Here is a 15,443-nt window from a genome sequence, read left to right as displayed (position 1 = left end):
TTCAGGCGACCTCGCAGGGTATTGAGGGGGGCCAGACCTCTCCTCCGTCATCCTCGGGCTTGGCCCGAGGATCTGCAACCGATTGATTTAATTCGATGTGATTAGATCTTCGGCACAGGGCCGAGGATGACGCGGAGTTTGGCGCAGCCTTCAGAAACAGGTGCCTACGGTGTTTACGACTTCTTCTCGGAGACGGCCTTGTAGACTTGATCGAGCAAAGTGGTAAGCGCTGTATAACCGCTGCTGACGATATAGGCTGCCTGCGGATCGAGATAGACGATCTGCTTTTTCTTCCAGGCATTGGTCTGGTGGACCAGTTCGTTATCCAGCACCTGTGCGGCCGCCTTGCCGGGGTCGGTCGCGCGGCCGATACCGGCGTCACGGTCGATCACGAACAGCCATTCGGGATTGACCTCGGCCAGATATTCGAAGGAGACGACATCGCCGCGGTCGAAACGGTCATCAATGTCGGCGGCGACCGGCTTGAAGCCGATTTCGGTGTGCAGCCAGCCGGTGCGGGAGCTCGGGCCATAAACGCCGACCTTGCCGGCATTGGTCAGGAGGATCATCGCCGTGCCGGAATTCGGGGCGATCTCCTTCAGTCTTGCGACCTTTTCATCGATGGCGACATCGAGCTTCTTGGCTTCTTCCTGCTTGCCGAAGATATCGCCGAGCTTGGTGATATTGCCTTTGACGCTTGCGATGAATTCCTTGGAATCGATCGACATGTCGACGGCGGGCGTGATCTTCGAAACGTCGGGATATTTCGCCCGCGAACGGCCGCCGACGATGACGAGGTCCGCCTCGGCCGCATTGATCGCCTCGTAATCGGGCTCGAACAGCGTTCCAACCTTGAGATATTTGCCGTCGGCATATTTCTGCAGATAGGCGGGCAGGTTGGAACCGACGACACCGGCGGGCTCGACACCGAGTGCATCGAGATTGTCGAGCGAGGGAATATCCAGAACTAGAACCTTCTTCGGTGCCGCTTTCAGCACGGTTTCGCCCTGCGCATGCCTGATCGTCATTTCCTCGGCACTCGCCGTCATTGCGCCAAGGCTGAAGGCCGCTGCCGCCAGCAGCCGAACGGGGAAGGTGAAGTTGATGGCCACGAATACGTCCCTTGCAATATGGTTCTGAGCCGGCGGAAGGTTGTCCCGACGGGTTAACTTGATGTTCGCTGTCAGCTTTATTGGCAAGGTCGGCGGAAATCAAAATTATGTTTTAGAACGGTTCTGAATTGCCGTGAGCGGGAAAGGGGTGGTCGGCCGGGGTAGTAAGGCTGGGTGTGAGCGCATGGACTGCGTCCCCTCAATCCTGCGGCCAGTCGCCAACGATTTCCCGTCTCTCGAGCTTGAGGGACCGGTCCGGCTGCACCCGATAAGTTTCAATCGCCAGCCGCCCGTCACCCATCACGAATTCGTTGCTAAGCGTGCTGCCGATTGGGGATTTGGTCAGTTTGGTTCGCGGCTGTCCACCATAGGTGATGCTGCCGGGAATGGGTTCCACATCGGGTGCCGCGGTGGCGCAGCCGGCGAGCGCCAGAACCATCATGATTGCGATCGTGCGCATGTTTTTCTCCTGCGTTTGGGGCGGAATCATATCACGGTCGCGCCCGCGCTTCACATCCCGTTGGCGTGAACAAAAAAAGGCCCCGTATCCGGAGATACGGGGCCAGTTGCCTTGGGAGGTTTCCGGTTTCTCAGTCCTCGTTGGCGGCAAGCTGCGACAGCACCTCGCCGCGGCCGCGGATACGCATGATCAGCGGGACGATGAAGGCGGCAGCCGCCACGATGAACAGGCCGACGGCGATCGGCGAAGTGAGCAACACGGTCGGGTCACCCTGGCCGATGGCAAGGGCACGGCGAAGCTGCTGTTCGGCAAGCGGACCGAGGATGAGGCCAACGACCGCAGGCGCAATCGGATAACCGAAGATGCGCATGATATAGCCGAGGATACCGAAGGCGAGCAGCATGCCGAGTTCGAACACCGACGGGTTGGCGCCGATGGTGCCGAGGGTGGCGAACAGCAGGATGCCGGCATAAAGCCAGGGTTTCGGAATGGTCAGCAGCTTCACCCACAGGCCGACGAGCGGCAAGTTGAGCACCAGCAGCATCAGATTGGCGATGAACAGGCTGGCGATCAGGCCCCAGACGAGCTGCGGATTGGTGGCGAACAGCAGGGGACCCGGTTGCAGGCCGAACTGCTGGAAACCCGCGAGCATGATGGCGGCGGTCGCCGTCGTCGGCAGGCCGAGCGTCAACAGCGGCACGAGCGTACCGGCGGCGGAGGCATTGTTGGCGGCTTCGGGGCCGGCGACGCCTTCGATGGCGCCGTGACCGAATTCTTCCGGATATTTGGTCAGTTTCTTTTCGGTCGCATAGGAGAGGAAGGTGCCGATTTCAGCACCGCCCGCCGGCATCGCGCCGATGGGGAAACCGATCAACGTGCCGCGCAGCCAAGGCTTCCAGGAGCGCGCCCAGTCCTGCGCGCTCATCCAGACCGAGCCTTTGACGGCCTCGACCTTTTCGTCGCCGCTATTGCCCTGTGCGACGATGAACAGCGTTTCGCCGATGGCGAACATGGCGACTGCAAGCGTCGTCACTTCGACGCCGTCGAGCAGGTCGGGAATGCCGAAGCTCATGCGGGTCTGCCCGGTCAGCTGGTCGATGCCGACGATGGCAAGCGCAAAGCCGATGAACAGCGAGGTGAGACCGCGCAGCGCCGAATCCCCGAAGGCGGAAGAAACGGTGACGAAGGCGAGCACCATCAACGCGAAATATTCGCGCGGGCCGAACACCAGCGCCAGCTTGACGATGTAAGGGGCGACAAAGGCAAGGGCGATCGTGGCGATGAGGCCGGCGACGAAGGAGCCGATGGCGGCGGTGGCCAATGCCGGTCCGCCTCTGCCCTTGCGGGCCATCTTGTTGCCTTCGAGTGCCGTGACGATCGAGGCGCTTTCGCCTGGCGTGTTGAGCAGGATCGACGTGGTCGAGCCGCCATACATGCCGCCATAATAGATGCCGGCGAACATGATGAGCGAACCGGCGGGATCGAGCCTGTAGGTGACGGGCAGAAGCAGCGCCACGGTCAGCGCCGGGCCGATGCCGGGCAGAACGCCGACGGCGGTGCCGAGTGTCACGCCGATCAGCGCGTAGAGCAGGTTCATGGGTTGGGCGGCAACCTCAAGACCGTGCAGCAGGAATTCAAAGGTACTCATGGGCAGATGTCCCCCAAGTCGAGCAGAAGGGCGGGCGGAACGGCTGGCATATGCGTCATCGCGCGCCGGCGGTTCCTGTGATCTCGAATAGTGGCTGGAATGGCTGTCAGAAAAACAGCCGTTCCAGAGGTCCTGCGGGCAGCGAAAGTTGCAGCAGCTGCGCGAAAACGACCCAGATGGCAAAACTCAGCACGATGCCAACAGGGATGGAGAACCAGAGCTTGCGTTTGCCGAAGGCGCGTGCCGTGAAGGCAAACAACAGTCCGGTGGCGATGGAGAAACCGGCGACGTTCAGCAGCAGCATCTGCGCGGCAAGGCCGGCGACGACCCAGATGACCGGGGCGATTTCCTGTTTGTCGCGTTCGGGAAAATCACCGCGCCATGCCTCGACGGCTGTCCACAGCGCCAGGCCGACAAGACAGAAACCGATGGCGTAAGGCACCGTTGCCGGGCCGACCGGCGAATAACCCGTGACGCTGGCGAGACGGGCGCTATCCCAGAATATCACGCAGGCGATGATGACGAGGAAGACGGCGATCGCCAGCGCCGCCCAGTCAGGGCGGCGCTTTTGATGCTCTAGAGGGTTGGAACCCTGGCTCATTTTACCAGTCCGATGTCTTTGAGGATGGCGGCGGTGGCGTCGGTGTCCTTGGCGAGCTGCGCCTTGAATTCGTCACCGGCGAGATAGGTGTCCATCCAGCTCTTGGTCTTCAGGGTTTCCTGCCACTTGGCGGATTTCACCAGCTTTTCGATGTCGGCATTGACGGCCTTTTCCTGCTCCGGCGTCAGGCCGGGAGGAGCGGCGACCATGCGCCAGTTCTGGACGACGACATCAAGGCCGCTTTCCTTGAGCGTCGGTGCATCAACACCGTCCAGCTTTTCTTCGCTGGAAACGGCAAGCAGGCGCAGCGTGCCGGCCTTGACCTGGCTTTCGAATTCGCCATAGCTCGAAATGCCGGCCGTGACCTGCGAGCCGAGGATCGAGGCGAGCGCTTCGCCGCCGCCGGAATAGGCGATGTAGTTGATCTTGGTCGGATCGACGCCGGCCGCCTTGGCGATCAGGCCCACGGCGATATGGTCGGTGCCGCCGGCGGAGCCGCCGCCCCAGGAAACGCTGCCCGGGTCCTTCTTCAGCTGGTCGACGAGGTCGCCGATGGTCTTCAGCGGCGAGGATGCCGGAACAACGATGGCTTCATATTCGCCGGTCAGGCGAGCAATCGGTGTTACTTCCTTCAGCGTCACGGGCGCGTTGTTGGTGAGGATCGCGCCGACCATCACGTAACCGCCGACGATGAGGGCGTTCGGATTGCCCTTCTGCTGGCTGGCGAACTGCGCAAGCCCGATGGTGCCGCCGGCGCCCGGTACGTTCTGCACCTGAACGCTCTTGGAAATGCCTTCTTCCTGCAGCACGGTCTGCAGCGAGCGTGCGGTCTGGTCCCAGCCGCCGCCGGGATTGGCCGGGGCAATGATGGTGTAATCCGCTGCAACCGCCGGAAGAGCGATCACGCCTGCCAGGAATGTGCCGATAAGAAAATGCTTCACTTGGAAAACCCTCCTCAGGATGCCCTTTTGGGCGTCGTTTTTCGTTTATGCGGGGGGCTTTCAGGACGCGCTTATCCATCGCTGCCACAGCAGCGCGGAGTTCCGGCGGTTCTCAAGATTTCCTCCCGCATCTTCTTCCGCCTCCACGGAATGAAGAAGGATTACAGAGCATCATAAAAAGCTGTCATTTAACTGACACTAAGCAAGCCTTTACTCATTTACTCTCTATTAATTTAGGAGGAACGTCCACTCGGATGTGGGGAATACTGGCTCCTTCAGTCCTTTGCTGGGTCACAGAAGCTCAGTCGACGCGCGCTTGCACGGCGAAAATCGTTCTTTCAATCAATGACTTGAGATAGCTTTGTGCGTTTGGCCAGCACCGCGATGCGGGAGGCGGGGATGCTATTGCGATCGCAACGCTTCGTTCCAGCGTTCGATCAACCGGCTGCGCTTGACCTGATCCAGATAGACCATAAGCCCGGGGCTGACGGGCACGGGCCGCAATTGCGCGCCATGGATGGCCTGCATGGTGTTGGCGGTGTTTTCACCCGCCACTTCAGGGCTGACGGCCGGGATCTGCAGCTGCCGGGCCATGATCGTCTGGCCTTCCTTGGACATGAAGAATTCGAGGTAACGGCGGCCGAGCTCGGGATTGGCAGCGGCCTCCGGCACCAATCCGATGCGCGACATGACCACGGTATAATCCTTCGGCAGCACGATGCCGACATCGGGGTGGCGCGAGGCCCAGTCTGCGGCATAGGAGCCGAGAATATTGTAACCCAGCACGAAACGGCCGTCGGATACACGCTCCAGAATGGCCGAGGAGGTGGAATAGACCTTCACGCCCGCCGCGCCCATGGCCTTGATGACGCTCCATATATCGCCGAACTGCTCCTGATCCCTTGACATGAACAGGAAGCCGACGCCGGAGCGCTCGATGTCGTAGGTGGCGATGCGGCCATGCACCTCTTTTGCGTGGCGTTCGAGATAATCGACAAATTCGGCGCGGGTGGCGGGCGGTTTTTCGGTGGTGAAACTCGGCTTGTGGTAGACGAAGACCGCCGGCTCGAAGGTCAGCGCGTAAGCCGTGTTGCGCCAGTTCGCCCAGGCGGGCCAGCGGGCGCTCATGGCAAGATCCGAGCGTTGGGCGTAACCGTCATTGCTCAGTTTCACCTGCAGGTCCATGGCGGAAGAGAAGGCGAAATCGGCGGTCTTCTTGCCGGCATCGGTTTCCTTGACGATGCGGTCGTAGATTTCACCGGTCAGCATGTCCTCGTAATGGACGGCAATATCGGGGTTGGCCTTTTGAAAGCCTTCGATCATCGGCGTCGCCAGCGGTTCATCCAGAGAGGAATAGACCACCAGCGTTTGGGCATCTGTCTTGCCCGATAGGGCCGGGAAAACGGCGACCTGCGCAAGCGCGGGTGAGGCCATGCAAAGACAGAGGCAGAGAAAAAGGCAGATACGCATGGAAAAGATCATGCCGCAGGCGCTTGCCATTCACAAGCGGGCAGGGCTTGGCTAAATTAGGATATTGTGGAGGGGAAAATTTGCGTATTTTGCTGGTCGAGGACAATCAGGTGCTGTCGGAAGGGCTTTCAGCCCTTCTGCGCGGCAGTGGTTATGCGGTTGATGTCGTTTCAGACGGCGCCTCGGCCGATGCGGCGATTGCGGCGGAAAGTTTCGACCTCGTCATTCTCGATCTCAACCTGCCGGAAATGGACGGTATCGAGGTGCTGCGCTCCATGCGCTCGCGCCAAGATAAGGCGGCGGTACTGATCCTGACGGCGCGCGGCACGCCGGAGGAGAAGGTCAAGGGGCTCGATCTCGGCGCCGACGACTACATGATCAAGCCGTTCGACATCACCGAATTCGAGGCAAGGGTGCGGGTGCTCTTGCGCCGCAACGCCGGCCTGCGGTCCTCCGCGCTTAGTTTCGGCAAGGTGCTGTTCGATCTGACGTCGCGCACCTTTTCGGCCGATGGGCGCCCGCTCGATATTCCGGCACGCGAGGTGGCGCTGCTCGAAGTGCTGTTCATGCGGGCGGGCAAGGTGGTCGCCAAGGAGGCGATCGTGCAGTCGCTCACAGGTTTCGACGACGATATTTCCGCCAACGCCATCGAGCAATATGTCAGCCGCCTGCGCAAGCGGCTCGCTCCCCACGGGCTGACGGTGAAGACGGCGCGCGGCATCGGTTATTATCTGGAAAAGCTGCCGGAGATGGCTGAATGAGACAGGCCGCCTATTCGCTCAGGCGGCGACTGTTAGGCTGGCTTCTCATCTCCACAGCTATCATTGGCTGCGTTGCGCTGACCGACACCTGGCGCGAGGCGGTCAACACCGCCAATGTGGTGTCCGACCGGGTGCTATCAGGCTCCGCACTTGCCATTGCCGAGCGGGTGGTGGTGGCCGAGGACGGTTCGCTGGAAGTCGATATTCCCTATGTCGCGCTGGAAATGCTGACATCTGCAGCGCAGGACCGGGTGTTTTACCGGGTCGATGGGCCGAACGGGCAATTCCTCACCGGTTACCAGACCCTGCCGACGGTGGAGAACACCAATGGTGATACGCCTGCCTACCGGGACGCCGTCTTCCGCGACGAGCCGATCCGCATCGCCGCTATCAGGCGTTTTGCCTCCACGGGCATCAATTCCGTGCCGTTTTCCGTGACCGTTGCCGAAACCACGATTGCTCGCAGCCAGCTGGCGCAGGCGATCATCCTGCGCTCCGCGCTGCGCCTGCTGTTGATGATCGTGGGCGCGGCGATCATCGTCTGGATCGCGGTGACGATTTCGCTCAGGCCGCTTTACCGGCTCAGCGAAGCCATTGCCGAGCGCAGCCCGAACGATCTGCACCCCATCCGCCAATCCGTGCCGGTGGAGGTGGAAAATCTGGTGGAAACCGTCAATTCGTTCATGGTGCGGCTGCAATCGGCGCTTGATGCGCTCCGGCATTTCACCGGCAATGCCAGCCACCAGCTGCGCACGCCGCTCGCCATTATCAGCACCCAGCTTGCGCTTTCCGCCCGCGCCGCAAGCCTTGAGGAGGCGCAGGCGGCGGCGCTGAAGGGCGGCGCTTCGGTGGCTCATGCCGAACATATCCTCGCCCAGCTCCTGCGCATGGCCAATATCGATGCCGCCGGCTCCAGCGAGAAACACGATTTTTCCGCCATCGACCTCGTGGCGGTGGCTCAGAATGTGACGGCCGATTTTGTGCCGCGCGCAGCCGACGCCGGTATCGATCTCGGTTTCGAAGGCGAGGGCGAGGCGACCATTTCCGCCGAGCCGCTCTTGATCGGCGAGTTGATCGGCAATCTCGTTTCCAATGCCATCAATTATGCCGGGCGCGGGGCGGAAGTTACCGTCCGCGTCGGCGGGCCAGCGGGTGCGGTATGGCTGGAAGTGGAGGATAACGGCCCCGGCATCCCCCCGGAAAAACGCGCCATGGTGCGCCAGCGTTTCGCCCGCGGCGAAGCCAATGCCGCCCCCGGTGCCGGCCTCGGCCTTGCCATTATCGAGGAAATCGCCGGCCTGTTTGGCGGGCGGTTGACGCTGGAAGACGGCGCGGACGGGCGCGGATTGAAGGCGCGGGTGGTGTTCGCCGCGCCGGAAAGAGCGGCATAGCAGGGCGGCCTATCAGGCAGCCTTGTCTGCTGCCACCTTATCACCCCATCCGCTCGGAAGCATAGCTGCCGGGGCTCGGCGGGAAGACCACGGTGCGGTTACCGTTGATGAAGGTGCGATGGTGGATATGGGCGTGGATGGCGCGGGCCAGCACCTGGCTTTCCACGTCGCGGCCGAGCGAGACATAGTCTTCTGCCGATTGTGCGTGGGTCACACGCACCGTGTCCTGTTCGATGATCGGGCCTTCGTCGAGATCGCCGGTGACGTAATGCGCCGTTGCACCGATCAGCTTCACGCCACGCTCATAGGCCTGCTTGTAGGGGTTTGCGCCCTTGAAGCTCGGCAGGAAGGAGTGGTGGATATTGATGATCTTGCCAGACATCTTGCGGCACATCTCGTCGGAAAGCACCTGCATATAGCGCGCCAGAACGACAAGCTCCGTGCCGCTGGTCTCAATCAGGTCCATCAGCTGAGCTTCGGCCTTCGGCTTGTTCTCCTTCGTCACCTTGATGTGGTGGAAGGGGATGTCGTGATTGACCACCACTTTCTGGTAATCGAAATGGTTGGAAACGACGCCGACGATATCGATCGGCAACGCGCCGATCTTCCAGCGGTAGAGCAGGTCATTGAGGCAATGGCCGAAACGCGACACCATCAGCATGGCCTTCATGCGCTGGCCGTCCGGGTAGATATCCGATGCCATGCCGAATTTTTCCGATACCGGCTGAAAGCCTTCGGTGATGGCCTGAAGGGAGGCACCTTCTTCCGAAATAAAGGAGACGCGCATGAAGAATTTGCCGGTCTCGAGGTCGTCAAACTGCGAACTGTCGACGATGTTGCAGCCTTTTTCCGCCAGATAACCGGAAATCGCGGCGACGATACCGCGGGTCGATTTGCAGGCTACGGTCAGAACATAGGATGTCATGCGTTTTCCCCCAAAGACGTCGCGACGGCATCAAGCCGGCGCAGTTCGACGTGTTGCATAGCGCAGCTTGGTGACGGAGCAAAGAACAAAGCGCCAAGGCGACGTAGCCAAAGTCTTAGGGCGGGAAATTGCGGCGCGCCGTGCCGGAAACGACATGGAATGTTCCATGGCCAGCACGGCGCCACCGGCATATTGAAGGGGCGCGCTACAGGTCAGGCGCGGCGCAGGCGCATGGCCGTGCGGCCGCGGCTGTCGATGAGCTCCAGCGTAGCGCGACGCGGCTCCAGCCTGAAGGAGCGTGCGCCTTCCAGCGCCTCGATGAACTGCCGTTCCTGACGCATGATATCGGGCGCGCAGGCCATCTGGGTGGAAATCATCCGGCCGAAATCGACACGGTTGCGGCTGATCTTCACCTCGCCGCCGATGCCGTTGCAGCCGGCATTGGCGGAAACGCGGCCCTCGCGGGAAATTTCGAGCGTTGCCTGGCGGCGGCCGCGAACCCGCTCGCCGCGGATTTCCTGCACCAGCCAGCGTCCGTCGATGCTGGCTTCCGGCTCAGGCCTGCCCGGACCAGCGCCGACGCGCTCCAGCACGAGGTCGGTATTGTCGCGGCCGCCGGTCAGGACGGAGTAGCGCTGCGTGGTGGTGAAGAGCAGCCGGTCGCGGTCGCGGATTTCGGCGCTCAGCGCATAGGAGCGGCGGTCGCGGATGTCGCGGTCGTCATAACGTAGCACGAAGGGCACAGGCACCTGGCCGCGCGGGCGGATGGTGGTTTCGGCGATCGTCTGTGACGGCGCATCCGCCAGCGAAACATCGATCAGCCGCACCGTCACGGTTGCACCCGGCGGCAGGGCGATGCGTTCGCGATAGGAGACGCTGCCACGCAGGCTCGCAGGCGCGGCCGCCGCGCCGCCTGCGGCAAAAAGCGGGGCAAGCGCGAGGAGACCGGCGAAACTGCGGCGCGAAAAAAGAGGCTGGTGGTCGGTCATGATGCTTTGCTCCGTGCTGGGTCCGTTCGAATTTCAACGGATGATAGAAAACGGCACTGAACGGGCGATGAACCGTGGATATTTCGTCGCGTGCAGGTGGCGAGATCAAGAGCGGATGACGATGAGTGTAATCATGAAAGCCGATGCCAGCGCATCCCACCGCTCTCATTCCTGTGACAAGCACAGGAATGAGGGCAGGAGAGGCCGGGCAGCCTCTCCTCAGCTCTCAGCCGCGGAAACCGTCCCGCAGTTCTTCGAACTTCGCCAGTTGCCCGGCCAGCAGTTCCTTGTTCTCGTCGCGGCGGACGAAGATCTTGAACATGGCGCCGCCGGCGGCATTCATGAACCAGACGGAGCAGGAGCGGCGGCCGTGGAAGCCGCGATCGACGAAGGTGATCGCAGCGCAATTGTCCTTCTTGATGTGACCGCCAATGGGGCTGTCGCCGTGAATGTTGAACCAGCCGTGGCTTTCAGTGCCTTCCGGCAGGTGGCCCGGCACTTCCAGCACGATATCGCCGGTCTGCACGATCATCAGGATTTCGCCCCAGCCGCGCATCTCGTTCCAGATGGCGTCGAACCGGTCGGCCGGCGCGGAAACGGCGGCACCTTGCGGCAGGATCGCCAGAATTTCGGCCGGCGCCACCTCGGCCTTCGCGGCGATGGCCTCGACGATACCATCGGGTTTTTCGGCAAGGGCGGCGAGCGCACGGGCCTGCCTGTCGTCGTCGTTCTTCTGGGCTGCAATGCTCATCGGGTAGGCCTCAGGCGGCAATCGAATGGCGTTCGCCATTCTTGTCTTCATGGATGATGACGTCGAAACCTTCGAAATGCGGGCCGGAGAGATACTCCACCTTGCCGCGGTTCTCGCCGGCCTTGGCGTGGGCGGCGCGGAACTGTTCGGATTTCGTCCATGCGAGGAAATCGTCCTTGGTGGCCCAGACGGTGTGCGAGGCATAAAGCGTATGATCGTCCGCCTTCGGGCCCTTCAACATGTGGAATTCGATGTAGCCCGGCAATTCGCTCAGGTGCGATTTGCGCTCGCGCCAGATGGATTCGAAGGTTTCTTCATAACCCGGTACGACGCGAAAGCGGTTCATTGCGATAAACATGAAAGTCTCCCTTTAAGTTTCCAGTTTCAGTCAGGATATCGACCCAGGACGAGGTTGAAAAGGGGTTCGCGAAAAAGCAAACAAAAATACTCCACTTATCGATTGCGCGGTGTATAAACATGTGCAAATAACTCAAGATTAATGGCGCGGGTGAACCTGCGCCGGGTCGTGTTTCAGGATAATGTCATGTTCAATTCCCGCCTTCATTCCCTCGTTTTCGCCACCCTCGTGCCCGCCGCGATCGCATTTGCCGCGCCAGCTGCCATGGCATCGGACAAGGGTAATCCGGAGGCGAAACGCATCGTTGCGGTGGGCGGAACGGTGACGGAAATCCTTTATGCGCTGGGTGCACAGGACCGCATCGTGGCGCGTGACAGCACCAGCAGCTACCCGGCCGACGTTCTTGCCAAGCCTGACATCGGTTACATGCGGGCGCTCTCTTCGGAAGGCATCCTGTCGCAGAAGCCCGATCTCATTCTCTCAGAAGACGGCGCCGGCCCGGCGGATGTCATCTCCATCCTCAAGGCAAGTGCGGTGCCGTTCGTCACCGTCGATACGCCGCCGAGCGGCGATGCCATCCCCAAGAAGATCGAGGATGTCGGCGCGGCCGTCGGTCTTTCCGACAAGGCCAGGGCACTGGCTGCCGAAACCAAAGCCGGGCTCGATGCTCTCGCGAAGGATGTCGCCGCGGTGCCGGAAAAGGGCAGGAAACGTGTGCTCTTCGTGCTTTCCAGCGCCGGCGGTCGTGTGATGGCGGCGGGCAAGGATACCGAGGCGGCGGCGATCATCGCAATGGCCGGCGGCATCAATGCGGCCGAGGAGATCAACGGTTACAAGCCGCTGACGGATGAGGCGGTCATCGCCGCAGCACCCGACGTGGTGCTGACCATGGCGCGCGGTGATCATGCCGGCAAGGCAGATGAGATTTTCGCGCTGCCGGCCTTCCAGTCCACGCCAGCCGCTGCCAGCAAGGCCCTCATCAGCATGGACGGGCTTTATCTCATTGGTTTCGGCCCGCGCACACCGGCCGCCGGCCGCGAACTGGCGCACAAGCTTTACCCTGACGTGGTGAAGCCGTGAGCCTTGCGGTCTTGAGTTCCACCGGGGGCGGGGTTGCAGGCGACAGGTCCCGTCAGGGGGCCGTCACCCTTGCCGTGCTAGTCGGCATCCTGCTGTTTGCCTGTGGCGTATCGCTGGTCAGCGGGCCCACCGGTGTCGGCGTTTCCGAACTTTTTGCCTATCTCAGCGGCGGCGCGGATCAGCTCGATGCGCGCGACAGGGTCATTCTCGAAGCCGTGCGTCTGCCGCGCACGGCGCTTGGCATGCTGATCGGCGCAGGGCTAGGCGTCTCGGGCGCTATGATGCAGGGCCTGTTCCGCAATCCGCTGGCCGATCCAGGCATTGTCGGCGTCACCTCGGGGGCAGCACTGTTTGCGGTCGCAGCCATTTCGCTGGGGGAAGGCTCGCTTGCCGCGGTTGCCGTGTTTTTCGGCCCGCATTTCCTGCCGCTGATGGCGTTTTTCGGCGGGCTGCTGAACACCTGGGTTCTTTATGTAATCGCCACCAAGGACGGTGCGACTTCCACCACCACGCTCATTCTGGCCGGTATCGCAGTGGCCGCCATCAGCGGCGCGCTGACCGGGCTGATGATCTTCGTGGCCGATGACCGGGCGCTGCGCGACATCACCTTCTGGTCGCTCGGTTCGCTGGGTGGGGCAACGCCGGCCAAGGTGCTCGCGACGCTGCCTTTCATCATCGTCGTGCTTGCCATCATTCCTTTCGTCGCCCGTGGGCTGGATGCGCTGATCCTTGGGGATGCGGCTGCCTTTCACATGGGCATTCCGGTGCAGCGGCTGAAGCGGGTCGTCATTCTGGCGGTTGCCGCCGCCTGTGGGGCAAGCGTGGCTGCGGCCGGCTCCATCGGTTTCGTCGGCATCGTCGTGCCGCATCTGCTTCGCCTCGCCATTGGCCCGTCGCATCGTTTCCTGCTGCCGGCTTCGGCGCTGGGTGGCGCGGCGCTGCTGCTGCTGGCCGACAGTTTCGCCCGCACGGTGGCGTCGCCGGCGGAACTGCCGATCGGCGTGGTGACCGCGCTCATCGGCGCGCCGGTCTTCCTGTTCCTGCTGCTTGGCCGCGGCGGATTTTCCATGCGGAACATGCCATGATCCGGGCTGAAAACATCACTCTCATCCGCACCGGCCGTCGCCTGCTGGACGATGTCAGCGTCGATCTGAAACCGGGAAAGGTCAATGTCATCATCGGCCCGAACGGTGCCGGCAAATCCACGCTGATGAAGGTTCTTTCAGGCGAGATGCGGGCTGAAGGCGGTTCGGTGACCTACAATAATGTCGCCCTGCCGCAATTCACGCCCGTCCAGCTTGCCCGTATGCGTGCCGTGCTGCCGCAGAATACCCAGCTTGCCTTTCCCTTCACCGCGCTTGAAATCGTGCGTATGGGTGCAGTAGCGCAGGGCTCGCGCGCGCCGGAAGAACAGGCCCGACGGGCGCTTGCCCGGGCCGGGCTGCGGGGCTTCGAGCAGCGGTCCTACAATATGCTGTCCGGCGGCGAGCAGCAGCGCGTGCAGTTTGCCCGGGCACTGGCGCAGGTACCGAACTCGGTGGAAAATGGCGAGGCACGGGCGCTCTTCCTCGACGAGCCGACGGCCAGCCTCGATATAGGCCATCAGATCTCCGTGCTGGAAACGGCGCGCGATTTTGCCAGCGGCGGCGGTCTTGTGCTCGCCATCCTGCACGATCTCAACCTGGCGGCGGAATTTGCCGATCAACTTATCGTCATGCATGGCGGCCGGGTAACGGCGAGCGGACCTTCGCTGGACACGATCAGCGATGAGACGATCGCCCGGGTTTATGGCATTGGCGGCGTCGTCGGCCGGCTGCCGGCGCGGCATATTCCCTATGTGCTGCCGCAATCGCGGCATCGCTAGAGCATTTCCAGCCGAAGCGTTTTCGCTTCGGCGTCGGACAATGCGGCGAAAACAAGAGGATAGAGCCCGCCTTCAGCTTTCCGGCCGCGTGACGATGAAAAGCGCGGAACCGAGCATGACGGCGGCGACGATTGTCGCCCGCAACGGTGGCGGCTCGCTCAGAAACCAGAAGGCGGCATAACTCACCGTCATGGCCGAAAGTGCGGCGATCTTGGCCTTGCGGGCAATTGCGCCGCGCTCGCGCCAGCGACGAAGCGAGGGGCCGAACCTCGGATGAGCGAGAAGCCATGCCTCGAGCTTCGGCGAGGAGCGTGAAAAACACCAGAGCGCCAGAAGCAGAAAGGGCGTGGTGGGCAAAACGGGAAGAAACGCGCCGACAATGCCGGTCGCGACCATCAGCCAGCCAAGACAGAGGTATAAAAGGCGCATGTTCAAGCCGGTATCATGAGTTCATCACTCAGGATAGAGCGCCGGCGCCAAATCGATGTGGTCCCGTTGCCGCAGGTCCGGCCGCACCGGAAAAATCGGGGGTTTCGGCATCACATTTGCCGTGATCGGGCCGTTACGCTTCGCCGCTGGGCGCCTTTAGGGTTGAAAGCGCGGCGCTCAATCCTTATTCCCTTGGGCCGCGATGCCCGGAGCATAACCGGGCCGTCAACAGGAAGAAGAAGGAAACACCATGGCCAAGCTGATCCACTCGATGGTCCGGGTGCTGGACGAAAAGCGTTCGGTGGAATTTTACAAACAGGCTTTCGGGCTTGAGATCGCGGAACGCGCCGAGTTCGAGAATTTCACGCTGATCTATCTCAGCAATGCCGAGGGCGATTTCGAGCTGGAACTGACCGTCAACCGGGCTCGCGAAGTGCCCTATGCGCTGGGCGACGGTTATGGCCATCTCGCCGTCAGTGTTGCCGACGTGGACGCCGAACATCAGCGTTTCATCGGGATCGGGCTTACCCCCGGCAAGATGATCGAAGCCGATCATAAGGGCCAGCCTTTCGCAAAATACTTTTTCATCTGCGATCCGGATGGTTACAAGATCGAAGTGCTGCAGCGCGGCGACCGGTTCAAATAAGCTCTGATGGAGGCGGG

General features: G+C 61.8%; 17 protein-coding genes. 6 read left to right on the top strand and 11 right to left on the bottom strand.

Annotated features, from left to right (window positions below; all coding sequences use genetic code 11):
• Window positions 1-173 precede the first annotated feature (173 nt).
• The 6 genes from ATU_RS12050 to ATU_RS12025 form a co-directional block, all read right to left on the bottom strand.
• Entirely contained in the window at window positions 174-1,112 is a 939-nt protein-coding gene (locus ATU_RS12050; RefSeq protein ID WP_010972348.1) for a siderophore ABC transporter substrate-binding protein, read from the bottom strand.
• A gap of 199 nt (window positions 1,113-1,311) precedes the next feature.
• A complete protein-coding gene (locus ATU_RS12045) occupies window positions 1,312-1,572 on the bottom strand; it encodes a hypothetical protein (RefSeq protein WP_035215028.1) in 261 nt (86 codons plus the stop codon).
• Window positions 1,573-1,702: 130 nt separating this feature from the next.
• Window positions 1,703-3,220, bottom strand: coding sequence for a tripartite tricarboxylate transporter permease (locus ATU_RS12040; protein ID WP_006312081.1), 1,518 nt, complete (start codon window positions 3,218-3,220; stop codon window positions 1,703-1,705).
• Between the two features lie 106 nt (window positions 3,221-3,326).
• Entirely contained in the window at window positions 3,327-3,821 is a 495-nt protein-coding gene (locus ATU_RS12035) for a tripartite tricarboxylate transporter TctB family protein (protein WP_006312079.1), read from the bottom strand.
• Window positions 3,818-4,762, bottom strand: a complete 945-nt coding sequence (locus tag ATU_RS12030) for a Bug family tripartite tricarboxylate transporter substrate binding protein (protein WP_006312075.1) — start codon at window positions 4,760-4,762, stop codon at window positions 3,818-3,820. The genes ATU_RS12035 and ATU_RS12030 overlap by 4 nt, the downstream gene beginning before the upstream one ends.
• Before the next feature lie 402 nt (window positions 4,763-5,164).
• A complete protein-coding gene (locus ATU_RS12025) occupies window positions 5,165-6,232 on the bottom strand; it encodes an ABC transporter substrate-binding protein (RefSeq protein WP_046033595.1) in 1,068 nt (355 codons plus the stop codon).
• Window positions 6,233-6,312: 80 nt separating this feature from the next.
• Here ATU_RS12025 and ATU_RS12020 point away from each other — a divergent pair, with 80 nt between their 5' ends.
• On the top strand, window positions 6,313-6,993 hold the full coding sequence (locus ATU_RS12020; protein WP_010972345.1) for a response regulator: 681 nt from the start codon (window positions 6,313-6,315) through the stop codon (window positions 6,991-6,993).
• Window positions 6,990-8,384 carry a sensor histidine kinase gene (locus tag ATU_RS12015; protein WP_010972344.1) on the top strand — a complete coding sequence of 465 codons (1,395 nt, stop codon included), beginning with the start codon at window positions 6,990-6,992 and terminating at the stop codon, window positions 8,382-8,384. The genes ATU_RS12020 and ATU_RS12015 overlap by 4 nt, the downstream gene beginning before the upstream one ends.
• 40 nt (window positions 8,385-8,424) lie before the next feature.
• Here the strand turns inward: ATU_RS12015 and purU are convergent, their stop codons facing one another.
• The 4 genes from purU to hmuQ form a co-directional block, all read right to left on the bottom strand.
• Window positions 8,425-9,309 (bottom strand): formyltetrahydrofolate deformylase, encoded by an 885-nt coding sequence (purU, locus tag ATU_RS12010; RefSeq protein WP_010972343.1) that lies wholly within the window; start codon window positions 9,307-9,309, stop codon window positions 8,425-8,427.
• A gap of 212 nt (window positions 9,310-9,521) precedes the next feature.
• On the bottom strand, window positions 9,522-10,298 hold the full coding sequence (locus tag ATU_RS12005; RefSeq protein ID WP_006314962.1) for a YbaY family lipoprotein: 777 nt from the start codon (window positions 10,296-10,298) through the stop codon (window positions 9,522-9,524).
• A 226-nt stretch (window positions 10,299-10,524) separates the two neighbouring features.
• Window positions 10,525-11,049 (bottom strand): heme utilization cystosolic carrier protein HutX, encoded by a 525-nt coding sequence (gene hutX / locus ATU_RS12000; RefSeq protein ID WP_010972342.1) that lies wholly within the window; start codon window positions 11,047-11,049, stop codon window positions 10,525-10,527.
• A gap of 10 nt (window positions 11,050-11,059) precedes the next feature.
• Entirely contained in the window at window positions 11,060-11,407 is a 348-nt protein-coding gene (hmuQ, locus tag ATU_RS11995; RefSeq protein ID WP_006314959.1) for a heme-degrading protein HmuQ, read from the bottom strand.
• A 186-nt stretch (window positions 11,408-11,593) separates the two neighbouring features.
• Here hmuQ and ATU_RS11990 point away from each other — a divergent pair, with 186 nt between their 5' ends.
• The 3 genes from ATU_RS11990 to ATU_RS11980 are packed head-to-tail and all read left to right on the top strand — an operon-like array spanning window position 11,594 to window position 14,351.
• Window positions 11,594-12,487 (top strand): heme/hemin ABC transporter substrate-binding protein, encoded by an 894-nt coding sequence (locus ATU_RS11990; RefSeq protein ID WP_010972341.1) that lies wholly within the window; start codon window positions 11,594-11,596, stop codon window positions 12,485-12,487.
• Complete coding sequence (locus tag ATU_RS11985; RefSeq protein WP_010972340.1) at window positions 12,484-13,572, top strand: FecCD family ABC transporter permease; 1,089 nt, start codon at window positions 12,484-12,486, stop codon at window positions 13,570-13,572. Before ATU_RS11990 ends, ATU_RS11985 begins: the two co-directional genes overlap by 4 nt.
• The gene (locus ATU_RS11980) at window positions 13,569-14,351 is read left to right on the top strand and encodes a heme ABC transporter ATP-binding protein (RefSeq protein ID WP_010972339.1); all 783 of its coding nucleotides are present in this window, start codon (window positions 13,569-13,571) and stop codon (window positions 14,349-14,351) included. The genes ATU_RS11985 and ATU_RS11980 overlap by 4 nt, the downstream gene beginning before the upstream one ends.
• Window positions 14,352-14,423: 72 nt before the next feature.
• Here ATU_RS11980 and ATU_RS11975 read toward each other — a convergent pair whose 3' ends face one another.
• Window positions 14,424-14,780 carry a YbaN family protein gene (locus ATU_RS11975; RefSeq protein WP_006314952.1) on the bottom strand — a complete coding sequence of 119 codons (357 nt, stop codon included), beginning with the start codon at window positions 14,778-14,780 and terminating at the stop codon, window positions 14,424-14,426.
• A gap of 250 nt (window positions 14,781-15,030) precedes the next feature.
• On the opposite strand from ATU_RS11975, the gene ATU_RS11970 reads away from it, so the two are divergent.
• Complete coding sequence (locus ATU_RS11970; protein WP_010972338.1) at window positions 15,031-15,426, top strand: VOC family protein; 396 nt, start codon at window positions 15,031-15,033, stop codon at window positions 15,424-15,426.
• Window positions 15,427-15,443 lie beyond the last annotated feature (17 nt).

The sequence above is a fragment of the Agrobacterium fabrum str. C58 genome, assembly GCF_000092025.1.
Classification (GTDB): Bacteria; Pseudomonadota; Alphaproteobacteria; order Rhizobiales; family Rhizobiaceae; genus Agrobacterium; species Agrobacterium fabrum.
This window is presented reverse-complemented; position numbering and strand designations above follow the sequence as displayed.

Bases quoted from the DNA above. Each gene is read 5' to 3' on its own strand.
- ATU_RS12045 (WP_035215028.1), bottom strand. From the start codon at position 1,572: ATGCGCACGATCGCAATCATGATGGTTCTGGCGCTCGCCGGCTGCGCC.
- ATU_RS12040 (WP_006312081.1), bottom strand. From the start codon at position 3,220: ATGAGTACCTTTGAATTCCTGCTGCACGGTCTTGAGGTTGCCGCCCAA.
- ATU_RS12035 (WP_006312079.1), bottom strand. From the start codon at position 3,821: ATGAGCCAGGGTTCCAACCCTCTAGAGCATCAAAAGCGCCGCCCTGAC.
- ATU_RS12025 (WP_046033595.1), bottom strand. From the start codon at position 6,232: ATGCGTATCTGCCTTTTTCTCTGCCTCTGTCTTTGCATGGCCTCACCC.
- ATU_RS12015 (WP_010972344.1), top strand. From the start codon at position 6,990: ATGAGACAGGCCGCCTATTCGCTCAGGCGGCGACTGTTAGGCTGGCTT.
- purU (WP_010972343.1), bottom strand. From the start codon at position 9,309: ATGACATCCTATGTTCTGACCGTAGCCTGCAAATCGACCCGCGGTATC.
- ATU_RS12005 (WP_006314962.1), bottom strand. From the start codon at position 10,298: ATGACCGACCACCAGCCTCTTTTTTCGCGCCGCAGTTTCGCCGGTCTC.
- hutX (WP_010972342.1), bottom strand. From the start codon at position 11,049: ATGAGCATTGCAGCCCAGAAGAACGACGACGACAGGCAGGCCCGTGCG.
- hmuQ (WP_006314959.1), bottom strand. From the start codon at position 11,407: ATGTTTATCGCAATGAACCGCTTTCGCGTCGTACCGGGTTATGAAGAA.
- ATU_RS11990 (WP_010972341.1), top strand. From the start codon at position 11,594: ATGTTCAATTCCCGCCTTCATTCCCTCGTTTTCGCCACCCTCGTGCCC.
- ATU_RS11980 (WP_010972339.1), top strand. From the start codon at position 13,569: ATGATCCGGGCTGAAAACATCACTCTCATCCGCACCGGCCGTCGCCTG.
- ATU_RS11975 (WP_006314952.1), bottom strand. From the start codon at position 14,780: ATGCGCCTTTTATACCTCTGTCTTGGCTGGCTGATGGTCGCGACCGGC.
- ATU_RS11970 (WP_010972338.1), top strand. From the start codon at position 15,031: ATGGCCAAGCTGATCCACTCGATGGTCCGGGTGCTGGACGAAAAGCGT.